Origin of the sequence: Streptococcus parasanguinis, from assembly GCF_032163505.1 — a bacterium.
GTDB lineage: Bacteria > Bacillota > Bacilli > Lactobacillales > Streptococcaceae > Streptococcus > Streptococcus parasanguinis_V.
Window position 1 is genome coordinate 1,773,193 of sequence record NZ_CP134147.1, and the last position, 23,879, is coordinate 1,797,071.

Here is a 23,879-nt window from a genome sequence, read left to right on the forward strand (position 1 = left end):
GTCTATGAAATACAATCAATATAGCTATCTATCTGTTGACCAAAAAGACATTCTTAAGGAACTAAAAGAAATTGGGTTTGACCTTCCCACCCACCTCCCAGAAAAAGAACTGTTTGAATGGTTTGTCCGCAAGGTTTACTTCACCTATAAAGATACAGATTATCCCCTCTCTAACCTAGTGGTGGATTCTAAAACAGACTTTTTAACGTATATCCAATCTGACTGCGAATGGTCTCCGAACATTTTTTACACAGTAGCCCTCCAATTACTCGGTTTCCGCTATTTTATTGATTTTGAAGATACGGATAGCTTCTTGAAAGAAGTCCAATTTCCGATTGAGTATGGAAACTTGGTAGAAAACCTCTATCACCTTCTCAATACTCGAACAGTAAAAGGAAATTTACTCATCGATCAGTTGGTCAGCGATGGCTTGATTCCTGAAGATAACCAGTATCACTATTTTAACGGCAAGAGCCTCGCAACCTTTACGAGCCATGATGTGATCCGTGAAGTGGTCTATGTAGAAAGTCGAATTGATAGCGATCAGGATGGTCTTCCAGATTTGGTCAAGGTCAATATTATTCGCCCTCGCTATGAAGGAAAAATTCCAGCCGTCATGACTGCTAGCCCTTATCACCAAGGAACCAATGACAAGGCTAGTGACAAGGCGCTCTATAATATGAATGTGAACCTCCAGGTCAAAGAACCTCATACCATTCAAGTAGAAGAACCTCAATTAGAATTGGTGGATCCTGTCGGTTCAGCCCAACTAGTCTCTGAGACCGAAGAAACCCTCACTCATATCAACAGCAGTTATACTCTCAATGACTACCTGCTCGCTCGTGGCTTTGCCAATCTCTACGTCTCCGGTCTTGGAACCAAGGATTCCCAAGGCTTGATGACCAACGGGGATTACCGTCAAATCGAGGCCTATAAAAATGTCATCGACTGGCTCAACGGACGCTGTCGTGCCTTCACAGATCATACACGCAAACGCCAAGTTAAGGCTGATTGGTCTAATGGCAAGGTTGCTACGACGGGCTTATCCTACCTAGGGACCATGTCTAACGGCCTTGCGACCACCGGTGTTGATGGCCTAGAAGTCATCATCGCAGAAGCTGGTATTTCCTCTTGGTACAACTACTATCGCGAAAACGGACTCGTGACGAGTCCTGGTGGCTATCCTGGAGAGGATTTTGATTCGCTTGCTGAGTTGACCTATTCCCGCGCCCTTCGGGCTGGAGACTATCTCCGCCACCACGCAGCCCATGTCGCTGATTTGGAAGAGGTTAAAAAGCAATTGGATCGCAAAACAGGAGACTACAATCAATTCTGGCACGATCGCAATTATCTCTTAAATGCAAATCGGGTCAAGGCAGAGGTTGTCTTTACCCATGGCTCCCAAGACTGGAACGTCAAACCCCTTCACGTCTTTAATATGTTCCAGGCTCTTCCAGCAAGCATCAAGAAACACCTCTTCTACCACAATGGTGCCCATGTCTACCTCAACAACTGGCAATCCATTGACTTCCGAGAAAGCATGAACGCCCTCCTCTCTAAAAAATTGCTGGGCTACGATTCAAGCTATGAATTGCCTACTGTCATCTGGCAGGACAATACAGGAGAACAAAGTTGGACTTTCTTGGATGATTTTGGCAACCAAACAAGTCAGCGAACCTTCTCCCTGGGAGATGACGAAAAAGTCATCCAAAACCGCTACGAGACAAAAGATTACGAGCGCTATGGAAAGGCTTATCCGACCTTCTTAACGGACCTCTACCAGGATAAGGCGCAACAGGTGACCATTGACCTGCCAATCGAAGAAGACCTACACCTCAACGGGAAAGCTCGCCTTCACCTGCGACTTCACTCCAGCACCAATAAAGGCCTGCTTTCAGCACAACTCTTAGAGCTTGGAAGCAAGAAGTACCTCCAACCCTATCCTGCAGTCTTATCGGTCCGTACACTGGATAACGGTCGCTACCATATGCTAGACAATTTGACCGAGTTGCCTTTCAAAGAAGCTGGCCAACGAGTCATTTCGAAAGGTTATCTCAACCTCCAAAATCGTCATGATCTCTTAGAGATTGAGACCGTGACGCCAGGCGAGTGGATGGAATTTGACTTTGATCTCCAACCAACCATCTACAAGCTCGAAAAAGGAGCGACCCTTCGCCTGGTCCTTTACACAACCGACTTCGAGATCACTGTCCGTGATCAAACCGATTACCAACTCACCATTGACTTAGCACAATCCAGCCTCCATCTTCCTGAAATGACAGAGGCCCGCTAATCGTGGTCTCAAGGCTTGCCCTTACTCGGCTTCATTTGACAGCTTAGCCTACTTATGTTACTATCTAATAGAGTATTTCATAGAAAAAGATATTAGAGGAAGTTATGGCGATTGAAAAAACTGTCAGCGAAATTGCTGAAATTTTAGGAGTCAGCCGCCAGGCGGTCAATAACCGTGTCAAGGCGCTGGCTCCAGAAGATACCCAAAAAAACGAAAAAGGGGTTACCGTTGTAACCCGTAGTGGCTTGATCAAGCTCGAAGAAATCTACAAAAAAACTATTTTTGAAGATGAGCCAGTCAGCGATGATGTGAAGCAACGCGAATTGATGGAAATTTTAGTGGATGAAAAAAATGCTGAAATCGTCCGTCTTTACGAGCAACTCAAAGCCAAAGACGAGCAACTCGCTAAGAAAGATGAACAGTTGCGCGTGAAAGACGTTCAAATTGCTGAAAAAGACAAGCAATTGGACCAACAACAACAATTGACTTTACAAGCAATGAATGACCGCGACACCTTGAAACTTGAACTCGAACAAGCCAATGAAAAAGTTCAAGAGCAAGAAAGCAAAGGTTTCTGGGCACGCGTTTTCCGTCGATAATCTGGGGCTGGATCCTACCAGTCCCTTTTCTTTTCTACCACAGGAGATTTTCCATGAAAACATTAGAAGATTATATCGCCTTCGATCTCGAATTTAACCAATACGAAGGTGCCTATCAGATCATCCAGGTGTCTGCCGTGCGTTTTACGGACGGTAAAGAAGTCGACCACTACGACTCCTACGTCTACACCGATAAGCCCCTAAAAAGCTTTATTAACGGCCTCACTGGCATAACCCAGGACAAGATCCAAAATGCTCCACAACTAGAGCAGGTCCTCAGTGAATTCAAGGCCTTCGTTGGAGACCGGCCCTTGATCGGATACAACGCCAAAAAAAGCGACCTTCCCATCCTGCTTGAAAATGGCTTGGATCTAGAAGACCAGTACGCTGTCGATGTCTTTGACGAGGCTTTCGAACGTCGTCCATCTGACCTTCATGGCATTAAAAATCTCCAACTCCACACCGTTGCAGCATTTCTAGGAGTCGCAGGAAGATCGCACGATAGCCTAGAAGACGCCCGCATGACAGCTCTTGTCTACCAACAATTCCTCGAATTTGATCAAGGACGCACCCTCCTTGAAGAACAAGAGAACTTCTCCACCAACCCCTTCGGAGGCTTGGACTTATCCGGATTTTTTGATGAATAAAAAGGCTCAAAACTGAGCAGTACTCCTAGAGTTAGATGTTTTCATATCTTTCTTTGGGGGTGCTTTTTATTTCATTTCTGTAAAGATTGACTAAAGTAAATTTTCATCAGACAGATAGGTAGAGTATTTTCAAAAGTCTCAACTTAAAATGATAATTATTAAGAATTTAATTATTTCTAATTTTTTGAATATTCATTGACCAGACTTATTTTTAGATGTATAATGAGCATGTAAAATATATCACAAAGAATAATATGTAATAAGATTTAATGATTACATCTGATATTTCTCAATAATAGGGTTCTATTATCTAGGAGAGATTTATGATTAATATTTTTAAATATCTTGATAAAAAAACAAAATACCTAACCATTATTGGTGCACTGGCAAACGGGGGCCTCGCTTTGGGGCAACCCTTGGTTGTTGCCAAAGCACTATCGATAGATCAAAATAACCTTACCTATTCCTCTATTTGGAAATTTGCCCTCTTTGGTTTTTCTGTCTATTTCGCTTTGTATAGTCTAATGTTATTTTGTAATCATGCAAATAATGTCTTTCGACGTGAAATTCACATGAATATCCGAACGGCACTTTTTCAGAAGTTAATGAAAGACAGGGAATATGGTGAAGATGAAAAAATTACCATGCTGACACAGGATATGGAATTTTTAGGAGATAACTTTTTTGAACGCTATATGTCTATTTCATGTTGGGGATTTGGAGCGCTGATTACGGCGATCTATATCATTGCCCAAAATGTTTTATTGGGTTCTATCTTTGTTTTCTTCACGATCTTACGTCCCATTCCACAATTCTTAATGAATAATAAGCTAAAGAATTCAGGGGATGAAATGTCTCAGGGAAGAACAGCCGTTCATAACCAAATCTCTGATAGTATTCGAGGGGCTCAAACCTTGCGGATGAATCAGGCCTTGCCTGAAAATTCTCAGCGCGTCTGGAATATCAACCTACGTTATCAGCGAGCCATTCAAAAGTTTGCTTTTACCCATAATATTGTTTTCTTTTGTAATGGTTTTATGGTCTTTCTGAGCCAAGTACTCCCCTTGGTATTAGGGTTCTTCCTTGCTATGCAGGGTCATCATGTTTCAGTGGCTAGCCTGGTTGCAATGTATATTGCCGCTGGTCAACTGGTAGGTCCTATACAAAATATTATGTATGATGTGGTTGAAGTACAAGGAGCCAAAACAACGGCAGAAAAGATTTTCGGAATCTTGAATCGAGCAGATGATAGTAAATCGGACAATCATTCGATCTCTCAAGTAGAAGAACTAGAAATTTCTCATTTAAGTAAATCTTATAATGGTAGAGAGATTATTCGCGATCTTAATCTATCCATTCGACAAGGCGAAAAAGTCCTCATCAAAGGGCCAAGTGGCTGTGGGAAATCAACCCTCTTCCGAATGATCACAGGAGAAGAAAAGCCGGATGCCGGAACGATTACTTGTCGGACAAGGGATGGAGTTAAAACAAGTCACTTTGTTCGTCAGGTAGGCATTATCAGCCAGCATACTTTCCTCTTTAATGATACTATTCGCTACAATCTCAGTTTGGGACAAGAGTTTTCAGATCAAGAATTAGAGACTGCTTTGAGACAGGTCAAACTCGACCATGAACTCACTGATGGACTTGATTTTGTAATCACTAATAACGGAGAAAATATTTCAGGCGGACAACGAGTCCGGATTGAACTAGCCCGCTTCCTACTTCGTAAAAAGGATATTTTATTAGCAGATGAGGTAACTGCAGCTCTTGACGCAGAAAATAGCCAGATGGTTCGAGACTTGATTTTCTCACTACCGATGATGGTGTTAGAAATCGCTCACCATATTGATAATGAAAGTCGATACGATCAAGTCATTGAACTAAGAAAAGAATAAAATTGCTGACATAAACCTAAAAATATATCGTTAGTGTTTCAAAGAAAGAAAATACTAAAACTTTCCGCCGTGAGAAAAGTGCCTGAAACAATAACGTTTCAGGCACTCGGAATTATTGAGACCTTAGGCTCAATAATTAGTCTTGGAACTTCCTGGATTGCTGAAATCATCCACTGGATAATTTCACCTAACGTCCGTACTCACCCAAGGAAAGTTTTTAATATGACTTTGTCTTCAATCTGAAAAAGGCTCAAAACTGAGCCTCTTTTGAGTTAATGAAAACTTCCTTAGCTTAAAATGGTAATTTCCCTGCGAAAGCACCGAGTTTTTTCTTGGTTGCAGCATCAATTTCTTCAATGGCAGCATTGATGGCTTGCACCGTCATATCAGAAAGCGTTTCTGTATCTTCTGGGTCGACCACTGCAGCATTGAAATCAATGGAAACAACCTTCTTATCACCTGTAAGAGTTGCAACAACCAAATCCTGAGCAGATTTCCCTACAAATTGAGTTGCGGCTAATTCCGCTTGGCTTTGCTCCATTTGCTTTTGCAATTTTTGAGCTTGCTTCATCATATTTTGCATATTCATCATAATGTTTTCTAGATTCCTTTCGTATCAAGGGTTTAGACCCTATTGCTTAATTTTTACTGCCCACTTCTGCCCATTTTTCTAAAAATCGTCAAATGCGTTAGCGACTTCTTTTTGTTGTGATGGGAACAAATGTGAGTAGATATTTATTGTTGTATTGATAGAACTATGTCCTAGTCGTTTCATCAGAGTGAAAAAGATATAATCCTTTCCTTCTCCTCTCCTCAATCCCTGATTAATTAAAAAGGCCACATGCGAATGCCTAAAATCATGGTTTCGAATCAATTTGAAGTCTTTTGGCAATCGTTTCTTGAATGATGCTCTAAAGTTAGAGACATTCGGAGCAGTCATAGGCTCCCCTGAAAATTGGAAAATCTGTAAATCATCAGTTGAATCAGTTAGCTTAGACAACTTTTGACTTTGGACTGTTTTCCAAGTTCTCAGCTCATCCACAAAAGCTTTATGGATGTAGATTTCTCTATTTGATTGAGTTGTCTTTACAGATCCAATATGTGTTTCCCCATTGCGATAATAGGCTGACTTACGGATCTTAATATATCCCTCGTCAAGAAAAACATCTCTCCAAGTCAAGGCAAGTGCCTCTCCCATACGAATTCCCGTAAACATGAGTACACGATATAAAAGTTTAAAAGGATATTCACTTTCTTCGAAATAGGACTCAAACTCCTTGAATTGTTCAGGAGTATAGTAAGACATTTCTTTATGCTTTTCTGGAAGTTTCCGAATAGCATCACATGGATTATCTTGTCTAAATCCTTTCGAAATAGCAATATCAAACAACTTATGAACAAAAATCATTTGTTGGTTAATATGAGTTGGTGTAAGTGTTCCACCTTTTACACTAGGCTGTTCAATTAACCAATCTCGATATTTTTTTACATCTTGAATGGTAACTGAAGACATATCAGCATTTTCAAAGAATCGCGATACATATTGGGTATAGTATGAGTTCTGGGTATCTATTGTACCTCTTTTATTTCCACGAAGCTCATCTTCTTCTTTTAACATTACATAAAGAGAGGACATGGTGAGTTTTTTTGTATTCTGTATCTGATTTAACTTATGGATACGGTAATAAGCCTCATATTCCTCTGCTTCTTTTTTCGTTAAAAAATTAGATTTGCGGTGTCGTATACGTTTGCCAGTTAAGGAACTTTTACCATCACTAATATCAACTAGCCACAGTCCATCGTCCTGTTTAATTACCGCCATGCTATTTTTCTCCTTCAGTCATGACAGCGCTTTGAAGGTTCCCCTCAATTATATCATTTTTTAATTGTATTTGAAAACCAAGAATGGATTCAACTGTAATAATTGGTACACGTCCAATACGTTTATTCTTATACCATTCAAATCCTTCTTGTACAAGCTGGCTCTTAGCCTTTCGTATTAATTTACTAGCTTGAGTTTCGGAATATCCAATCAATTCCATTAAATCATTTTTATCTACAACTTGAATCATATATATCTATTCCTTTCTAATGTCCAATAACATAGGTAAATTGTTTGGCAGTTTCTGCGTCAAAGGTACGGTAACTAATAATTCCTAATCCCTTAACATTACATTCTGAGACCAGGATCGAGCCGTCTGATTTAACTTGTTCCACAAACGAAATATGTCCGTATATTGGATCAGCTCCAGCTTGTCCAGGGCTAAATGATAGAGCAGAGTGCTCAGTCGGTGTATGAGTTGTTGTGAATCCTGGTTTATTCATCCATTGACCACCATTTCCCATAAATGGATCAAAGTTGACTCCGACTTGTTTTCCACGGTTGAAGACATACCATGTACATTGTCCCCAAGGATAGGTACTAGTGATATATCCTGTGGTGTCAATAGCTGTTGTCAGACTATAACCCACCGGTATATCATTTGAAGTGACTCCTCCACCATCTCTAGTTTTTCCTGTAGTTTGTTCGGGTGCTTTTGGTGTTCCTCCATGTTCATCAATGAAGGCATCCAGTTTTTGCATGGTTTCAGCACGTCTTTTTCCCGATCCGGTAGTATCTGTGAAATAGACTCCACCATCGGTTGCTGGATTGAGTGTTCCATTCGCAAACTTTTTAGCCTTGTCATCTTGAATTTTGAAGGTTTGGTTTTTATTTCCAATGATAGTTTGTTGGGTTAGTCCGACAACAGCGACTTCATCATTAAAGTTATTGGCGTATCCTGGATTGGAGTCATAAGCTCCAAAACCAAACATATTAGCTCCAGGATTGGTAGCTACTCCAGCAGTTCCAAGAGAACTTTCATTTAGTGCGATCGCAACGATTCCACGGACATCAAGATTAGATTTAGCTTCCCACTCGAGAAGTTTCTTTCCATTAATTCGATTCTTATCATAGGAGATTCCTAACGTATCTAAAAAGCCGTCTAATTGCTCTGCTGTGATACCGAAGCGATGAACCAGTAGATTGTGAGTATAGGGATCTCCATCTGACCAGTGATCCGCATAAGTCACTCCATTTTGGGATTGGGGTGAGCCATTCGTTCCACCACCTCCGACAGCCCCCATAAGGATAATGATTATGAGGACCGGTAGAAAGAGAGGAATGAGACCGGCTAATAGAAACCATTTTAGTTTTTTCATCGAATCTCCTTTCTAGTTAATGTCTTATATAAGCAGTGAACAAAACAGTCCCAAAACGCCATTTAGCATCTAGAACGACTGAATAGGACTTAGCCTGTAGGATGATTTGGTCTCTTTCTTGCTCTGAGACTGGAAACAAAAGAAGGAAATCGACTGAGCGTTTTCCTTCTTGGTAGGCTTGATAAAGAGTTTCTTCAAGAACTCGTGGAAAAGCAGTTCTTGAGCGTATCTTGGTATTCATATCATTCTCCTCTAAGTTGTTTTAAGCGTTCTGTTAATCGGTCTCTTCGTCCAATATTAGCTCTCAATTTATCATCTCGTGTCATGGTTTTCCTATAAGCACGAGTGAAGGCATTCGATCCTTGGGCTTTATACATGGCTTGAGGATCTTTATATTCCTCTAATTTGTGCTCAATACTATTAATGCGGAGTTGTTTAAATGGAGAAATCCATTCTTCTTTTAGTGTCTTGAATTCTTCGTTTGAACTTGGTGTTGGCTCCACCGTGATTGGGGTTCCCATTGAAGGAGTTGGTGTTTTTTCTTCAACTGGTTTAACACTTTCAAGCGTTGCCTTTGTTTTCGGAATGCTTGGTTCTGGAGCATCTGGAGTTACTGGAGTCTCAAGTGTTTCCGTTGGGAGCACTTCATCAAGTTGGTGCTCTGAACCCTTATTGGTAAAGAAAGAACCAACATTTTGGAAGTGACTCTTGGCATTCATCATCATCCCAGCTCCAAATCCAGCACCTGCTAAGGCAAAGTTTCCAAGGTGTTGAGCAGATGAAAGACTTCTCGATGGTACTTGTGAAGCCACCTCTCTGGTCTTTGTGACTCCTTTTTCAACTTTGTTTCCAATGTCACTCGCCACCATTCGTGCTTTAGAGCCAAGAATGAATTGGATCAACTCAGCTTTGTATTTCCATAGAAGGAAGTATACAAGTCCTTTTGAGACAACCGAAATGAGTAGTTTAAAGACCAGACCAAAGATGATCAAGGATGGAAGTGTTTTAAGGATACTATCAAAGCCAGTAATGACAATATTTTCAATCATTTTCTCAATATAGAAGACTAACAGAGTTAATAGACTCGTGATAGCTGGAAAAAGAAGCCCACCAAACATGACTTTCAAGACTCCAAAAATCAGATCCTGCATTCTTGGCACAAAAGACATTAATAGCACAATTGGAAAGAGCAGGATCATCATCAGAACGAGTGTCTGAGCAATGACATTTAACATTTGAATCAAAATAACTGGTATTGCTAATACAAAAGCGTCAAAAATTTTAAAAATGACATAAAACATACGAGTAAAGATGAAATCAGGCATTGCCGAAACCCAACGGTTCTTTTCGCCATCTTCATTAGCTCCATTGCCTAGTTCATCCAGATATTTATTGCGATCTTTGGATTTAACCGCTGTAAAGTTTCCATTTTTATCGCCTGTTCCTAATACCTTACTATCGTCAAAAGTTTCTTGTTTTCCATTTTGGCTATTCTTATATTTACCATTTTCTTGGCCAGTATTGACAAAGACATAGGCTTTATAAGATGTTTCTGCTATATAGCTATCTGCCATAGAATCACCGATTTTGATCGTCTTATTTTTTCCATATTCTACTTTAATATGAGTGATATTTTTAGTGACCTCTTTAGAGACATTATTGATTGTATCAAGCAGATAAAGACCACCAGAGGTCCCTGCAACTGTTCCAAAGTAACCAAAACCAAGGATGAGAACTAGAAAAACATGAAGGAGTGTTCTTGAAAAGGATCCTTTCGAAAAGAAATATTGATAAAAAAGGTAGAAAGCTAAAATCAGAAGCAACATTGAAACGAGTGATTGCTTGGAAACACCACTCCCATTTGAACCGATAAATCCTTTCCAGATACTCATTGCTCCATTAAACACATAGTTTTTATAGCTAGAGTATAGATCAATTTTTTCAAGAATTCGAATCAGCAAAGAAAAGAAGCCTACCACTGCATTTAGAATGAAAAAGAAGAAGTTGACGAAAAGCTCATTAATCAGAACCCAAGCCCCGTTAAAAGAAGCGAACCCAGTAGGCTCCATATAGGACTTGAGAGAGAAGATATCGACTCCTCTTAGTTTGTCAAAAGCTTCTTGCATGGATCCACCTCCTAACTAGCGTATTTATTTTCAAGGCTTGATGATACCGTAGCTTTCATTGGTTTTAGAAGCATATCAATATCTTCAAAGATGTTGTGTACGGAAATCATATTGAGATTGCCATACACGTCATAGTACAGGCATTGGCCAGAGATCATATTATCAATCCATTCGAGATTGCTTTCAGTGACTTCAAGATTGACGTGTTTTAGGATATCTTCTCGTTCTGACTTTTCATAGAAAGCAAAGATAGTCCCAAATCCAGTTGTATCATCGTCATTTTCTGCATCATGTACAGATTGAGTAATCAGTGCCAAGGTATTGTTTTTGGAGCGTCCAATCCGACGCATATTTTTGATAACGGCTTTTCCTTCTGCGGACTTCATAAGAATCCATGCTTCATCAAAGAACTCAATGGTATCCTCATTTTCATTTCGTTCTCCAAAGTGGGTACAGAAGGCACCCAGCGCAAACATGAGGGCAATAGAATTGCGTTCATGATCTGAAATTTTTGTGGAATCGTCTTTTGGTAGTTTGAGGTTATTGACCTCTAGGATGGTCACTCGTGACTCGTAGTTAAGTCCTTGAGTGGTTCCATCTGAAAAGGCTAGTTCCAAGATAGAGTTTGTGACAATTGAGGTCAGATAACGACCAACCGAAGCAATTTCAGAGGAAGTAGAGTCTCTCAGAACTTTTAGGACGTGTTTAAATCCGACCTTCTCACCAGCGACTCGTTTTTCTACAATCGCATTAATAGCTTCTGTGATAGCTGTTTTTTGATCCATCGTGACATCATCTACAGCTTGTAGTAGAAACTCAAGCATGTTTTTTGCGACTTCTACAGCTTGTTCTTTATCTAGAACAACAATAGGATCTAAGACTCCGTGGTTTGATGGTAGTGAGCTATCCAGTGTCACAAAGTTAAAGTTCTCAATCTGTTTCTTGCGTTCAGGATAGAGACGTGCAAATTCAGGTGAGTTGATCACTTCTTGGTAGTGATTTCTAAGTTCACGTTTAGGGTCGATATAAAGGGTTTTAACATTTTGTAAAGCCACACTTAAAAAGATGATCTGAGCAAGGAAGGATTTTCCTTGACCTGTTGCCCCCGTAATAATGATGTGTGGGTTCTTGGTGATCTTTCCAGCGATATCTTCTTTATTTCCGACTGTCGCATTGTAGAGGACAATGTTCTTTGAGGAATCAATAGCTTTTGCAATATTGTCCCAACGGCCTGTCCAGTTATCTACTCGGCCGATATACCAACCGATACGATTTCCAGAAGAGGTATTGGTGAAGGGCATGAGTTCTGAAAATCCACGAGCTGTGACCATATGTGTCCAGGTGCGAGTTTTCTTTTGGAGGTTTTCTCCATAAAGCAGAGCTTGAAAGAGATAAGGTCCGTCTTGAGAGGCTTCACTGATTTCAACGCCCATATCATCAAAGTAATTCAAAACTACTTGCCGTCTTTGTCGTAGTTGGTTCACACTAGAAGCAGAAACAATCAGATAGGCTCCATATTCGATGATATCTTCCTTGTTTCCGACTTTCTTCATTAAGTCCTTTAGGGAGATGGAACCCATGATGATCTCGTCTTGTTGAACAGTATCAGTATTTTCTGCCTCTTCCATGATGTTTCTGTAACGTGTATTCGATCGTCCCATTCGACCTTTGATCTTACCGGTATCAATGAATTCTGCCTTGATTCGTAGTTCAACGGGGAAGTTCAAACGTTGGATAAATTCGCCAAGATGAAAACCGTTGAATTGAACAGGAAATTTACCTACAGGAAGAATCGTCACAAAAGATGAACCATAGGGGCTTTCTAACTTGAGAAAGCCACCTTTTAAGACTTTGATCAAGGTGTCTGTGATATTGAATTGAGCACGATTGGCGAGCACCTCCTTCTTGTAGTGAGGAATATAACGGAGGTATTGCATCCGCTGGTAATAAAAGAGTTCTTCATTGGATAAACGCTTTGCCCGAAGAACTGAGAAGGCTTGGAAAATGGTGAATTCATCACTTTTATAGTCTTCATACCAGGTGGGACATAATTCATATTCATAGCCAAGACCCTTTGCGATCTTTTCAGTGAACTCATTAAAGCTCTCATAGGCCAAGTCTTTTACTGTAGCTCCATGATTTTGTTTGCGTAAAGTCACTCCTACGACCCAGTCAAACTGATAAGGGATTTCCATTTCATCTGTTAGGCGATCCACTGTGTAGAGAAGAAGTTCTTCTCCTAGTTCACGACTGTCATCTGCTAGAGCATCTGAAAAGTCTCTCATTTTCTCTTCTAAGAGATAGTCTTTAGGGATCAGAGATATTTCAAAGAACTTGTTTTTCTGGAGCTTCTTCATCATTTGAGCAACCGTAATTTTATGTTTGCCCTTTTTTTCATCATCTGTAATTGTGATGGGAGTGTTTGGAATACGATAATAAGCAACGACTGTTTGATCTTTTTTGAGAGCTAGATTTTCATGTGTTTCCCTTATAGGATAAGTTAAAGTAATACTCATAGGCCCTCCTTTTCTATAGATTTGTTTTTTCAAAGACAATTTCTTCTACAGGCTCTATTCGATCTTCATGGTAGATAGCTTTTTTATTGATCTTAAAGTCCCAAAAGTAAATCAGGTAATCTCCAATAAAGACGTGCATCTTTTTACCGTGAGGCTCGTATTCAGTATAGAACTTGGCCAATTTGTAAGGGAGATACCAATAGAGCAAGAGAGAAATTGAGTGAGTGATTTTTGCGAGTGGCACAAAGATAAAACCTCCAAAGAGTAACATGGCCACAAAGACGATGATAAAAACAATGAAAAAGGACAACTGCATGGGTGTCGCAAAGTACCATAGTCGAGTGCCCTTTTTTGTCTTGATTTCTTGGATCCAATAAGGAGCATTTAGGCCCTTACTGTAATCATAAAGTCTTTCTTCATTCATACTTAGAGTCCTGATTCAATACCGAAGAGTCGCAGGAACCAGCCGACTGCTTTTAGGATATCTTGTCCTTTCGCAATTGAAACAATAACGGCATAGAAACCAACGACAGAGAAGAGTTGAAGCCAAGAGCTGTTCCGCCAAGACTTGATCGCTAAGAGCACAGCAATAGCTGTCAGGATCCAAATTCCATCACCCTGAAGGAAGGTTCGTAGATTGTTTGTATTCATAGAGTTCTCCTATTCTTTATCATTTGCATAATTCAGTGGAATGGTGTGTTCTAGTTTTGAGACATAGTAGGTCTTTTCTTTTTCTGAGAGAGTAAAGGTGAAGTTTTCCGAGTGAGTGGTCCCTCCAACTTCAAAGGTAGCTTGGACATAAGCGATTAAATCATCACCGTCCTGTTTGAGATAAGTGTAGTCGATCGTTTTGAAAGTGCTATTTGCGATGATATCCACATCCTTAGCAATCAGATTAAGATTATCTTGGCTTGTGGTGTAGTTGGTAAAGAAGACCTTGAGGAATTTCTCTACTTTCTTTCGCTCGCTGTCTGAAAAATGATCATTGGCAGTGAGTTGGAGCTTATCATCTTCGCTAAAGTGTCCAGCTTGTGAGGATTCAATGGCAGAAAACCAAGGAAGGCCAGAAACGTAATATTTTCCATCTTTTTCATCAAAAGGAATATTGAAGCCTGTCACAATTTCTTTTTCTTCTGTGTTGTTATCCCGATGGATGCTTTCCTTGTATTTAACCTTATAGGTCGCAACCTTTCCTTCTACAGTCACTAACTGAGAATAGAGAAGTTCACTAGGATTTCGAACTTGACCTTGAGCTTTCACATCAGGAATGAAGTTGTAAAAGCTATTTAAGTATTCCACTTGAGCTTGTTGTTTATCTCCTTCTTGTGGAAGGGTGAAATAAGCGTAGACATAGTCGTTCAAGTAGTACTGGAGTTTATAGTCGTATTTTCTACTAGACTCCATTGGTTGTGCCCTTTGTTTTTTAGTGGACTCCACTTGAGCTTGTAGTGTTCCTACCTTATTTGAGAGTGTGATAGCACGAAGAGATCCCAAGAGACCAACAAAAAGGAGGAAAGCAATTCCTCCTATGACTGCAATATTGACGGTCTTTTTATTGGTGACTTTTAGCTTTGGTGGGCCTCCTTTTTTCTCCACCTTTTTAAAGTGTGAGAGGTATTCTTTTGCTTGAAGCAAGTAGCGTTTGGCTTTATCCATAGATCCTCCTTTAGAGACCAGCAAGCTCAATGAGCTTTGATCCTTTTGCATAAAGGCGCTTATTGGCTTTTTCGATCTCGCCATTAATGTAATAGTAGCCTCGTAGCTCAGTTTGGAGTTGTTCGATCAGGTCAGGTTTTAGATCCTTGGCTTCTTCTTTTTTTAGGAGACTATTTAATTCTCCAGCCTTGGTCCAAGCCTCTCTGTGATCTTTCTTTTTAAGTAATTCTCCCAGTTCATTCGTGACTTGAGAGACTTTCTTTTCAAAAATAGTTTTAGTGGCCATTTCAATTTCCTTTCTAAATTTTTCTTGATTGTCTTTGATGGTCTTTTGGATATAAGTAATGAGTGAGGGGCGCATTTTTTTATTTACGCTCAACACTTGACCATCTAGCGTGAAACAGGCATGTTCATAGTTATAGAACCCTCTACTATCTGGAAGATCTTCTGTACATCTACCTGCACATTCATAGTAGAAGTCTTTGCCCTTTCGTAAGAGAATATACATATTCCAGAATTCTTGTTCTGGAAGAAGCAGAAAGTCTGCTTGATAAATCTTCTTTAACATCTCAAGAAGCCTCAAGCAGATCATCGTAGCCTAGAGCTTGGTAAATGAAATCTGAATCGAACCAGAGCCAGTCATTGATTTGTACTTCTGTTGGTGTCTCACCAGAGAAGATATCTTCACAAATGACGGTTAGAGTATCTACTCCACCACGTTCACGGACAGTATTCAAGGTGGTTAGTCCACCAGACCAGGCTTTAAAGTTGTCTAGTGAATTAATTTGAACTTTGTATTCCATATAGTTTTTCCTTTCTAGTGTTCATATTGTTTATTGGCTTTGAGAAGTCGTAACATGGCTTTCCCTCGATCTGTAATCTCTCCACTGTTCTGGATCATTTTCATGTATTCTGTTTGGAGGATCTTGTCCGCTTCAGTGACTAGTGCAAGAGAGTTAGCAACTTGATAGGTCAGCCAGCGAATCGTTCGCTCAATACTGTAAGGTTGAGGGTTGGTTGAAAGTTTTAAGGGTTCGACTCCTCCAAAGAGTTTTTGCCATTTTTCATCGGGTTTATAGGCTCCGAAGCGAGTGATACCATCATAAACTTGGATCTCTTTATTGATGATACCTCTTGCGATTTCTCCGAGATCTACACCGTTGATGTATTCCTCCACAATTCCTTGAGCTTTCTGATCTGAAAACCGCAATTCATAGCGATTCCAGATACCAAAAATCTCCAAGGATTCGTCCAAGGAGATGTTTTCCATTCGAGCAATTTCATAGCGCTTTTCATAAAAGTTGAAGTAGAGTTGACTTTGACGACTTCCAAAATAAATGGACAAGCCGTGATTAGCTTCCATGTCTTCATTATCTGTGAAAGATCCACCACCCGTGATATTCCATTTCTTGATCGTATCTAGAACAATCTCTTTGGAATAGAGTTTATCAATCAATTTGGGAATTTGAATTTGTTCGTCCTCGTGACCATACCCTTTATAGAGTTCATCGAGAGCGATATCGAGTCGCTTCACCCGAACATCTTCATAGGAATAAAGAATGTTTTGAAGAAAGATCTGCCAAGTGATTCCCTTGTCTTCTAGAAGCAATTCCAGCTCACGGCATCCTTGACCAGATAGTTGAAGGCAAGTTTGGTAGTCATTGGTTACAGACTTATCAAAGAAATCAAAAATCCAGATATTCCCTCGTTGCCATAAGTGGGTATAGTTCATGAGACGGGTTTCTTGGTTTGTAAATTCGCTTAGGTGACAGTGAAGGAAGTTTTCACAGAAAGCGTCTAAATCCTTTAATCTAGGAAAGGTCAATCGTAGATAGTCGATCTGAGCCCGAAGACTGTTTTTATCGCACTCTTGATAGTAACCGAGTTTTTCTTTTAGTTCTCTGAACTTATCAATCGTCAGTCCTCTTTCGCCTGTTTCATAAGAGCGATAGGTTCTTGTAGGGAGATCAACAGCTTGTGCAAATGCTTTTTGACTAAGTCCTGTTTGTTTTCTGAAATTCTTAATATGAAAAGGACTAATTTTGTCCATTCATCGCAACACCTCTTTCTAACGAAGTGACACACTTTTTTGACGAAAGTGACACACTTCATAAAAATTGAAAACCCAACTCCCATAAGGAATGAGGAGGGGTGGACTTGGCGTATTTGCCAAATGTAACCCCCCTATTAGAAAACGGGGGTTAAAGTTTCATCATGGCCTAGAAACTTCGGGCTACGGTCTGCGCCTGACCTGCGGTCAGGCTTGCCCTTGCCCTTGTCCTAGCCCATGATGAACAATCGTCGCTTCAACTGCTTTTGGATAAGACCTGCGTCCTCCCTCTTCAAATTGAGCGAGGATTTCAAGAAGAAGTTTTTCTTGAAAAGGATCCACTAGAATAGCGGATACAGTCCGTTCAAAGATGATCCCTTGCTCTGTTAAGAGATAGATAATCTTGCGTAAGGTTGGCATTTTAAGATTTTGTTCGTCCGCAAATTCCTTGAGTGGTCGTTTGTTTGGTTCGTTTTCTATTACCTCCTCTTCCTCTATAGGATCAATTGTTTCAAGCGGTGGTTTATATTCTTCAAAGACCAAGAACTCTTCACCTTCAAACTCCATAATAGGAATTTTAGAGTAGGCATCGTAGAAGGAAAAACCTTGATCAAGCGGTACATAAGGAGAGAAAAACTCACCAGCCAACTCACCATTATTTGCGATATAGCCCCGTCCTTTGACCTTGACTCCATTGATCTCATCCAGCTTTTTGAACTCTTTGGTTTTATTAGCATCTCCAAACATCATGTCATACCCTGTTGATTCTAAATGACCGACGGAGAGACGTTTCATAAAGTTATCCCGAAGAGCCGTTTTGATAAATTCTCCATCAGGCCGTTGCATAGCAAAGATGATAAAAACTCCAGCTTGCCGACCTTCTAGAACTAACTGTGAGAGATATTCCATGAGTTCTGACTGTTGGCTATAGTCACGATCAATCTTTGCCATAAGAGCTGCCCACTCGTCCACTAGAATGAATTTTGGTTTCATGTCATAGTGAGTAAAGTTCTTTCCGGCTTGGAATTTTGGCGAAGTAGACATTAGTTCATAGCGTTTTTCCATGAACTCTACATTGTCTTTAAAACAGTTGATGATATCTTCCTTACTAGTGTAGACACGACCATGGAAGACTGAAATTTTCTTTAATCCAGCTAGATCCGAATTCTTTGGATCGCAGATATCAACAAAGCCAATTTTAGCTAGTGCATAGATTATAGTCATGAGAACAACTGTTTTTCCTCCACCTGTTCCACCACCAATGAGAAGATGAGGTTCTTCAATATAATCCCAAGATACATCCTTCATGAGCTGGAGTTTGGAGCCCTTGACTTTTACTTCATCAATAGTGATCCGGCTTTCAATCCGATTGATAGCAATTTCATATTTGATAAAGCGATTATCAAAGGTTTTATTACGAAAGTCCCCATTAAACATAACTTCAAGCGTAGCTCCAAGGTTGAGGAAGCGATCTTGAAATTTATTGCCTTCTAGAATGAAACTTATTTCAATCTTGTAGCGAGACTGTTTGATATACACTTGAGGCAAGGTGATTTTTTCAATGATCTTGTTTTCACGTCTCACCTTTTTAACTAGATAGAGGTTATTCTCTAGCAAAAAGCGAGAAAGAATTCGAAGGCTGTTGAGCTTTTGAAAAAAGAGCATCTTCCTGTAGCAAACCCGATTGATAAACCAAGAAAAGATCAAAGAAAAGAGGAATATAGCTCCTAGAAAGTATCCTTGAGGTAAGGGGTGAACTTTTAATTCTTCTAACTGTAAGTAGCTGTAGAAACTAATAGCCAACAAAAAAGGAAACCACCAGATAAACCATGTGATTCCCTTTAGTTTACGATGAAAAACTCGAACTCTTTTTCCCCGATAGGTAAAGAGTTTCATCCTGCATCACCTCCTAGTTTTCCTTCTTGTTTTCTACAGGTTTGTTTTCTTTAGTCGGTGCGCCTCCAGCTTTTTTCTTGATTTTAGAAGCAAAGAGCTTATAGATATCATTACGATTGACGTGGGTATGCGTGATAACAATATCTTCTAGTTCAACCTCTTCACGGTATTTAATGCCTAAATCTTCAATTTCAGACTCAGACATATCTGCGATAGTGAAAAAGAGGGTTTCGTGCTGGACAGAAGAATGAATCCCTACAACGATTCCACGGATCTCCCCTGTATTGACTTGTACAAATGATCCATCAGGGTTCCGTTGTGAGCGATCCACTTCAAAGATGATATCAGGACCTTCAATACCTCGGAAAGTCAGCTTTCCAAGGACAGCTGGGACATCTAGCCCGTCTGTAATAACACGATAAGTCTTGTCAGCAATTTGTAGTTTTTCTCCGTAGTTTAATCCAATTTTAGCCATGTGATTTTCTCCTTTTATTTCTTATTTTTTAATTACCAATTTTTCCGCAAAGACATTGAGGTAAGGTGCAACAGTATTGCCATTTAAAGCAGTGTCTGGGAAAAAGATTGGGTTGACAGTTTCTACTAGAGCATCTTCTGGGAAGACTGTTGTAGAAGCTGGTGTGATGACATGGAAAGCACCGTGCTCTGCGCTGTTTAGAATGTGACGTTGGTATTTACCTTCTTTTCCAAAAATAAATTTAGGAGCATTTCCTAAACGTTCGTAGTAAGCAGGGCCAATAAATTCTGGTTTCATTTTGAGTGTTTCTGAGATCATAAGATTTTCCTTTCTGAGTGTAAAATAAAAAGAGTTAAGCTAGTTGCTTCACTCTTGAGTAATAGTGGGTAAATAATTTGCGTTTAAACATACGACTATAGAATTGAATATCCCCATGAGCGTAGCCATTTTTACGAGCATCATCTGCGAGATGATCTAAATCTATTTGAGCCTGAGCATAGAGTTTAGCCTGTAGTTTATCAGATTCACTAAACATACCATAGGTAAATTCATAGTTATCGTAGAGTCGCTTACATTGTAGTGCGAAAAAAGTTTGTCATATCATTCTCCTTTATTGTAATAAGTAAAAAAGCTACTAAGTGAAAAAAGGAAAGAACTTAGTAGCTTGAGAGTAGGTCTATCTAATTAGATAGACAGCAGTAAAGAAAAGTTATTTGGTTGGAAAGATCCCTCTTTCCACGGTGGCAACGTTTAGCAAGGTGCTTTGCGTAAATTACCATCGCTTTCCCAGCCAATCTCTTTAGGTAGTCTTGATCATACCCAAGAGATTCTCTTACGCCCTTTGGCGAAGCCAGTTCACTTTACTATTCGGAAAAGTGCTAAAGTCCGAAATGCGTGGAAGCCCACAAATACTTGTTTTAAATCTTCACTTCAACCGTAAAACGGACTTGACTTTTAGTATCAAAACATTTACAATAAAGGTACGAAGTTTATGTGTAGTTCTGATGATCAGTTCTCTGGTTGTCAGACGCACTTTTTATTTAATTGTCAATGATCATAATGCCGATAATTAGGTGTTATTATTTTTAAAACTTATATAACCATCAGCTATATTTACATTATATAACTGACAGTTATATTTGTCAAGAGATTATTTTAAAAAGTTAAAATTATTTTTAGAGGTCAAAAATGGAATTTTCGGAACGCTTAAAAAACCTTCGGAAAGAAGCTGGGCTCACTCAAGTCGATGTAGCTGAAAAACTAGGAATTTCCCAACCAGCTTACGCTTCATGGGAACGTGGAATCAAAAAACCAACCCAAGACAATCTGGTGAAATTATCTAAAATTTTATATGTTTCAGTTGATTACTTGTTAGGAAATACAGAAAACAGACAAACTAGTGATGTATTAGAAGATATTGAATTACTTTTTCGTATGAATTCAAAAGGTCTGACAGAGGAAGAAAAAGAATTATTCAAAAAAGAACTGATTGAATTTATGAAAAAGAGAAAAGAAGCATTTGACAAAAACAAGTAAACTTAAAATTAGACTTTTTTGTTAGATAATTACATTGAATAAAGGAAGTGCTTTAAGAATGGATGTAAAAAAAGAATTTTTGAAAATAATGTCTGAACAAAAAGAAATAGCCTTAGCGACATCTGTAAATAATATTCCAAATGTAAGAATCGTCAATTTTATTTACGATTCAACCAATAATATACTCTACTTCTCATCATTCAAAGGTAATGATAAGATTAAGGAAATGGAATCAAACTCTCATATTGCATTTACTACAATTCCACACTCTGGGAATGAACACGTAAAAGCTAAGGGTTTAGTTCAAAAAAGTACCAAAACTATTTTTGAAGTGGCGGACCAATTTATTGCTAAAGTACCAGGTTACAAAAATACCATTGAATTTGCAGGGGAATCTTTAGTTTTATTTGAAATACGATTTGATACTGCGATCGTTACCAAAGATCTAGAAACAATACAAACTATAGAACTTTAAATTAAAGTTCCAAAAATGGGGATTAAAGTGAGGATATATATCTAATTACGGCAATCAAGTTGGCAGATTTATATAAAGTTTCTATTGATGAGTTAGTAAATGGGAGTACAGATGTTGAATGATAAAACTGAATTTTTAAATATTGGGAACTTACCAAAAACACTTTTAGTATTGGGTAATGGCTTTGATTTAACATGCAAAGTGCCTTCTGATTACAAAAAGTTTTTGGAGTATATATTAGAAAATAAACTCAATTATCATAACGAAGAGCTTCAAAGAGATGGTTATAGTAATATTTTTGAATATACTCTTTCTGAAATTGAGCGATACTTAAAAGATATCAACTTTGCGCATGACGGAGGCATAAGTAAAAGCGAAGTAGTGCCTGAATTAAATTCATGGTATATTATTTTTCTATATAGAAAAATGACAAACGATATGGATTGGTTTCAAGTTGAAAATCAAATTGCAAATCAATTGGCTACTAAAGATAATAGTATGAATATTGTGGAAAGCATCGGTGATAGTTTGCTTTCAATTTATCAAAATGGCAAATCTATGATACGTACTCAAAGAATTAGTCATCTGAACAATAAGGAAATCGAAAAGATATATGAATTGTTGTCATATAATTTGCTGAATAAAAAGCTTGATTCTTTCAATGTTGAAGGCTCTAAAGATTTGTTTATAGAATTTAGAAAAAAAGAGAATGAATTATGGGAAGAGTATCATGAATATGACAAAAGAAACATTGGTAGTATAACAGAGAGAAAAAAATTTGAAAACTCGTTTGACAGTAAATTAGAGAAAGAACTATTTCCGATGGTTGCTCAAGTTCTTTTAGCAGAATTAAAAGAGCTAGAGATGGATTTTAGAGAATATCTTACTTTAAGTATTTACGATATGGGAGTTAACTATCAAATAAATGCAGGGAATTTGATAGAATCTATTTTAGGAAAAATTGGAAAAGAAACTGGAATTTCAACATATAACGTATTAACGTTTAACTATTCAACACCCTGGGATATGTCTGAAAAAGGAAATAGGGCGGAATACCTTCATCCAATTTTTAAAGAAAATCCCATCAAAACTTTAAATTTACATGGTCGTCTTGATTCGGAGACTAAAGAGATTATATTTGGTGTGGATGATGAGTTTTTATCTCCAATATCAAATGAGTATATTTTTACAAAGACATCAAGAACTCTTGATTTATATACAAAAGTAATGTTTGAGGAATGGTTTGAAAACAGTAGAATGTCTGAAATTCTTAGTCCATCCATAAAAGAAATAATTTTCTTTGGACACTCGCTTTCAAAAGCTGACTATGGTTATTTCAGAAAAATTTTGGATAGTTATATTGACAATCCTGAAGCACATTTTATCTTTGTTTATAATGTCTACGAGGGGACAACCACTGATAAGAAAAGGAGGGAATTGATTCACTCTATTTCGTCCTTATTTGGAGAATATTCTATAAACAAGCAATCGAATACAGATTTATTCAGAAATCTTATTCAAAACAATAGAATTAAGATTGTAGAATTGTAATTCTGATTTCTAGTGGACAATCGTCCACTATTTTTATATAATTAACTCAATCATATTGGTTTAGTTTTGTGAATAATACTTAAAGGAGGTATCATTCTTTGGACGAATTGTATACAAGAATAAGTAAGTCTACAAAACATGTGTTATACCAATACATGAAGGATCATGATATTTCATTACTAAATTATAATTTCAACTACTTCTTTCAATATTGTATTCAAAAATATCAAATTCAAGTAATTAGTCACCACTTCTCAAATCACAAGATTGAAGGATTAACTGTTATTGATGAATTAGGTATTAGTTTTTCTTATGAAAAGGATAATCCCATTGTGAAGCAAAATTTTACGCTGTGTCATGAGCTAGGACATTTTATCCTAGAGCATGAAGGTAATTATTTTGCAGAATCTATTGATAATCAGGAGAACCTACTAGAGCGAGAAGCGAATATTTTCTCTGCTGTAGTATTAATGCCTGACATTGTTTTGTTGTCAAAGATTTATTATAGTTGCGACACCTTTCAACATATTCAAAATAGTCTGGATGTTTCAAAACAGGCATTGTTTTATCGCCTTTTAGATCTTCTTAGAGAATATTATCCTGGAAAAGAAAGTACCATTAAGCAGGCTATCGATGCTTATATTGATGGACAAAATGCCACACTACTCCTTTTGTTTCACGGTGTCAAAGATCAGATTATAAAGGAATTCAACAACTTTCAGACTTCTCTAATCAATAAGATTCAGCAATCAGTAATCAAAAAAGGCTTCGTGACTAGTCAAGAGTATCCAGAACTTCTCAATCAAGAGAATTGGAAAACAATAAAAACTTGCCGTGACAATCTAAAAGTATGGCTCATTTATGATAGAGGAAAATCTATAGCTTATGTTTGGGATAAAAATAAACTAACAGACAAAGAGGCAAAACAAAAAGCTGAATTGAAATTACTATTAATGTGAG

25 protein-coding genes are annotated in these 23,879 nt (G+C 38.4%); 8 read left to right on the forward strand and 17 right to left on the reverse strand.

Going from position 1 to position 23,879, the window contains the following annotated elements:
- Positions 1–4: 4 nt before the first annotated feature.
- The 4 genes from RIN70_RS08790 to RIN70_RS08805 all read left to right on the forward strand — a co-directional run bounded on the left by RIN70_RS08790 (position 5) and on the right by RIN70_RS08805 (position 5,437).
- The gene (locus RIN70_RS08790; protein WP_049515769.1) at positions 5–2,293 is read left to right on the forward strand and encodes a Xaa-Pro dipeptidyl-peptidase; all 2,289 of its coding nucleotides are present in this window, start codon (positions 5–7) and stop codon (positions 2,291–2,293) included.
- Between the two features lie 104 nt (positions 2,294–2,397).
- On the forward strand, positions 2,398–2,892 hold the full coding sequence (locus tag RIN70_RS08795) for a DUF536 domain-containing protein (RefSeq protein WP_003008835.1): 495 nt from the start codon (positions 2,398–2,400) through the stop codon (positions 2,890–2,892).
- A 53-nt stretch (positions 2,893–2,945) separates the two neighbouring features.
- Positions 2,946–3,539, forward strand: coding sequence for a 3'-5' exonuclease (locus RIN70_RS08800; protein WP_049515767.1), 594 nt, complete (start codon positions 2,946–2,948; stop codon positions 3,537–3,539).
- 323 nt (positions 3,540–3,862) lie between these two features.
- The gene (locus RIN70_RS08805) at positions 3,863–5,437 is read left to right on the forward strand and encodes an ABC transporter ATP-binding protein (RefSeq protein ID WP_313790531.1); all 1,575 of its coding nucleotides are present in this window, start codon (positions 3,863–3,865) and stop codon (positions 5,435–5,437) included.
- 292 nt (positions 5,438–5,729) lie between these two features.
- On the opposite strand, the gene RIN70_RS08810 is transcribed toward RIN70_RS08805, so the two are convergent.
- The 17 genes from RIN70_RS08810 to RIN70_RS08890 all read right to left on the reverse strand — a co-directional run bounded on the left by RIN70_RS08810 (position 5,730) and on the right by RIN70_RS08890 (position 19,892).
- Positions 5,730–6,029, reverse strand: coding sequence for a YbaB/EbfC family nucleoid-associated protein (locus tag RIN70_RS08810; protein ID WP_003005613.1), 300 nt, complete (start codon positions 6,027–6,029; stop codon positions 5,730–5,732).
- A 78-nt stretch (positions 6,030–6,107) separates the two neighbouring features.
- Positions 6,108–7,259 carry a site-specific integrase gene (locus RIN70_RS08815; RefSeq protein ID WP_313790532.1) on the reverse strand — a complete coding sequence of 384 codons (1,152 nt, stop codon included), beginning with the start codon at positions 7,257–7,259 and terminating at the stop codon, positions 6,108–6,110.
- A gap of 1 nt (position 7,260) precedes the next feature.
- A complete protein-coding gene (locus RIN70_RS08820; protein ID WP_003005186.1) occupies positions 7,261–7,509 on the reverse strand; it encodes a DUF3173 family protein in 249 nt (82 codons plus the stop codon).
- Between the two features lie 16 nt (positions 7,510–7,525).
- Positions 7,526–8,638: a CHAP domain-containing protein gene (locus RIN70_RS08825; RefSeq protein WP_313790533.1), complete on the reverse strand. Its 1,113-nt coding sequence runs from the start codon at positions 8,636–8,638 to the stop codon at positions 7,526–7,528.
- 16 nt (positions 8,639–8,654) lie between these two features.
- Positions 8,655–8,879, reverse strand: coding sequence for a hypothetical protein (locus tag RIN70_RS08830; RefSeq protein WP_009731701.1), 225 nt, complete (start codon positions 8,877–8,879; stop codon positions 8,655–8,657).
- Between the two features lies 1 nt (position 8,880).
- Positions 8,881–10,764, reverse strand: a complete 1,884-nt coding sequence (locus tag RIN70_RS08835) for a phage tail family protein (RefSeq protein WP_313790534.1) — start codon at positions 10,762–10,764, stop codon at positions 8,881–8,883.
- 11 nt (positions 10,765–10,775) lie between these two features.
- On the reverse strand, positions 10,776–13,280 hold the full coding sequence (locus tag RIN70_RS08840) for an ATP-binding protein (RefSeq protein ID WP_313790535.1): 2,505 nt from the start codon (positions 13,278–13,280) through the stop codon (positions 10,776–10,778).
- A 13-nt stretch (positions 13,281–13,293) separates the two neighbouring features.
- Positions 13,294–13,704, reverse strand: coding sequence for a conjugal transfer protein (locus RIN70_RS08845; RefSeq protein ID WP_049503699.1), 411 nt, complete (start codon positions 13,702–13,704; stop codon positions 13,294–13,296).
- A 2-nt stretch (positions 13,705–13,706) separates the two neighbouring features.
- The gene (locus tag RIN70_RS08850; protein WP_070586816.1) at positions 13,707–13,931 is read right to left on the reverse strand and encodes a hypothetical protein; all 225 of its coding nucleotides are present in this window, start codon (positions 13,929–13,931) and stop codon (positions 13,707–13,709) included.
- Positions 13,932–13,940: 9 nt separating this feature from the next.
- A complete protein-coding gene (locus RIN70_RS08855) occupies positions 13,941–14,936 on the reverse strand; it encodes a conjugal transfer protein (RefSeq protein WP_313790536.1) in 996 nt (331 codons plus the stop codon).
- 10 nt (positions 14,937–14,946) lie between these two features.
- A complete protein-coding gene (locus RIN70_RS08860) occupies positions 14,947–15,504 on the reverse strand; it encodes a conjugal transfer protein (RefSeq protein WP_313790537.1) in 558 nt (185 codons plus the stop codon).
- 1 nt (position 15,505) lies between these two features.
- Complete coding sequence (locus RIN70_RS08865) at positions 15,506–15,739, reverse strand: hypothetical protein (RefSeq protein ID WP_313790538.1); 234 nt, start codon at positions 15,737–15,739, stop codon at positions 15,506–15,508.
- 14 nt (positions 15,740–15,753) lie between these two features.
- On the reverse strand, positions 15,754–16,986 hold the full coding sequence (locus RIN70_RS08870; RefSeq protein ID WP_313790539.1) for a replication initiation factor domain-containing protein: 1,233 nt from the start codon (positions 16,984–16,986) through the stop codon (positions 15,754–15,756).
- Positions 16,987–17,193: 207 nt separating this feature from the next.
- Positions 17,194–18,882: an FtsK/SpoIIIE domain-containing protein gene (locus RIN70_RS08875; RefSeq protein WP_313790540.1), complete on the reverse strand. Its 1,689-nt coding sequence runs from the start codon at positions 18,880–18,882 to the stop codon at positions 17,194–17,196.
- Positions 18,883–18,895: 13 nt separating this feature from the next.
- The gene (locus tag RIN70_RS08880) at positions 18,896–19,357 is read right to left on the reverse strand and encodes a hypothetical protein (protein WP_006149314.1); all 462 of its coding nucleotides are present in this window, start codon (positions 19,355–19,357) and stop codon (positions 18,896–18,898) included.
- 21 nt (positions 19,358–19,378) lie between these two features.
- Complete coding sequence (locus RIN70_RS08885; RefSeq protein WP_006149313.1) at positions 19,379–19,675, reverse strand: hypothetical protein; 297 nt, start codon at positions 19,673–19,675, stop codon at positions 19,379–19,381.
- 34 nt (positions 19,676–19,709) lie between these two features.
- Positions 19,710–19,892, reverse strand: coding sequence for a hypothetical protein (locus RIN70_RS08890; protein ID WP_045759901.1), 183 nt, complete (start codon positions 19,890–19,892; stop codon positions 19,710–19,712).
- A gap of 653 nt (positions 19,893–20,545) precedes the next feature.
- Here RIN70_RS08890 and RIN70_RS08895 point away from each other — a divergent pair.
- The 4 genes from RIN70_RS08895 (at position 20,546) to RIN70_RS08910 (ending at position 23,878) form a co-directional block, all read left to right on the forward strand.
- The gene (locus RIN70_RS08895) at positions 20,546–20,893 is read left to right on the forward strand and encodes a helix-turn-helix domain-containing protein (RefSeq protein ID WP_003005054.1); all 348 of its coding nucleotides are present in this window, start codon (positions 20,546–20,548) and stop codon (positions 20,891–20,893) included.
- A 58-nt stretch (positions 20,894–20,951) separates the two neighbouring features.
- A complete protein-coding gene (locus RIN70_RS08900) occupies positions 20,952–21,368 on the forward strand; it encodes a pyridoxamine 5'-phosphate oxidase family protein (protein ID WP_003005008.1) in 417 nt (138 codons plus the stop codon).
- Between the two features lie 111 nt (positions 21,369–21,479).
- The gene (locus tag RIN70_RS08905; protein WP_003005218.1) at positions 21,480–22,919 is read left to right on the forward strand and encodes an AbiH family protein; all 1,440 of its coding nucleotides are present in this window, start codon (positions 21,480–21,482) and stop codon (positions 22,917–22,919) included.
- 98 nt (positions 22,920–23,017) lie between these two features.
- Positions 23,018–23,878 (forward strand): ImmA/IrrE family metallo-endopeptidase, encoded by an 861-nt coding sequence (locus RIN70_RS08910; protein ID WP_003005383.1) that lies wholly within the window; start codon positions 23,018–23,020, stop codon positions 23,876–23,878.
- Position 23,879: the final 1 nt, after the last annotated feature.

Coding starts and splice junctions, on each gene's coding strand:
- RIN70_RS08790 (WP_049515769.1), top strand. CDS start 5: ATGAAATACAATCAATATAGCTATCTATCTGTTGACCAAAAAGACATT.
- RIN70_RS08795 (WP_003008835.1), top strand. CDS start 2,398: ATGGCGATTGAAAAAACTGTCAGCGAAATTGCTGAAATTTTAGGAGTC.
- RIN70_RS08800 (WP_049515767.1), top strand. CDS start 2,946: ATGAAAACATTAGAAGATTATATCGCCTTCGATCTCGAATTTAACCAA.
- RIN70_RS08805 (WP_313790531.1), top strand. CDS start 3,863: ATGATTAATATTTTTAAATATCTTGATAAAAAAACAAAATACCTAACC.
- RIN70_RS08810 (WP_003005613.1), bottom strand. CDS start 6,029: ATGATGAATATGCAAAATATGATGAAGCAAGCTCAAAAATTGCAAAAG.
- RIN70_RS08815 (WP_313790532.1), bottom strand. CDS start 7,259: ATGGCGGTAATTAAACAGGACGATGGACTGTGGCTAGTTGATATTAGT.
- RIN70_RS08820 (WP_003005186.1), bottom strand. CDS start 7,509: ATGATTCAAGTTGTAGATAAAAATGATTTAATGGAATTGATTGGATAT.
- RIN70_RS08825 (WP_313790533.1), bottom strand. CDS start 8,638: ATGAAAAAACTAAAATGGTTTCTATTAGCCGGTCTCATTCCTCTCTTT.
- RIN70_RS08830 (WP_009731701.1), bottom strand. CDS start 8,879: ATGAATACCAAGATACGCTCAAGAACTGCTTTTCCACGAGTTCTTGAA.
- RIN70_RS08835 (WP_313790534.1), bottom strand. CDS start 10,764: ATGCAAGAAGCTTTTGACAAACTAAGAGGAGTCGATATCTTCTCTCTC.
- RIN70_RS08840 (WP_313790535.1), bottom strand. CDS start 13,280: ATGAGTATTACTTTAACTTATCCTATAAGGGAAACACATGAAAATCTA.
- RIN70_RS08845 (WP_049503699.1), bottom strand. CDS start 13,704: ATGAATGAAGAAAGACTTTATGATTACAGTAAGGGCCTAAATGCTCCT.
- RIN70_RS08850 (WP_070586816.1), bottom strand. CDS start 13,931: ATGAATACAAACAATCTACGAACCTTCCTTCAGGGTGATGGAATTTGG.
- RIN70_RS08855 (WP_313790536.1), bottom strand. CDS start 14,936: ATGGATAAAGCCAAACGCTACTTGCTTCAAGCAAAAGAATACCTCTCA.
- RIN70_RS08860 (WP_313790537.1), bottom strand. CDS start 15,504: ATGTTAAAGAAGATTTATCAAGCAGACTTTCTGCTTCTTCCAGAACAA.
- RIN70_RS08865 (WP_313790538.1), bottom strand. CDS start 15,739: ATGGAATACAAAGTTCAAATTAATTCACTAGACAACTTTAAAGCCTGG.
- RIN70_RS08870 (WP_313790539.1), bottom strand. CDS start 16,986: ATGGACAAAATTAGTCCTTTTCATATTAAGAATTTCAGAAAACAAACA.
- RIN70_RS08875 (WP_313790540.1), bottom strand. CDS start 18,882: ATGAAACTCTTTACCTATCGGGGAAAAAGAGTTCGAGTTTTTCATCGT.
- RIN70_RS08880 (WP_006149314.1), bottom strand. CDS start 19,357: ATGGCTAAAATTGGATTAAACTACGGAGAAAAACTACAAATTGCTGAC.
- RIN70_RS08885 (WP_006149313.1), bottom strand. CDS start 19,675: ATGATCTCAGAAACACTCAAAATGAAACCAGAATTTATTGGCCCTGCT.
- RIN70_RS08890 (WP_045759901.1), bottom strand. CDS start 19,892: ATGTTTAGTGAATCTGATAAACTACAGGCTAAACTCTATGCTCAGGCT.
- RIN70_RS08895 (WP_003005054.1), top strand. CDS start 20,546: ATGGAATTTTCGGAACGCTTAAAAAACCTTCGGAAAGAAGCTGGGCTC.
- RIN70_RS08900 (WP_003005008.1), top strand. CDS start 20,952: ATGGATGTAAAAAAAGAATTTTTGAAAATAATGTCTGAACAAAAAGAA.
- RIN70_RS08905 (WP_003005218.1), top strand. CDS start 21,480: ATGTTGAATGATAAAACTGAATTTTTAAATATTGGGAACTTACCAAAA.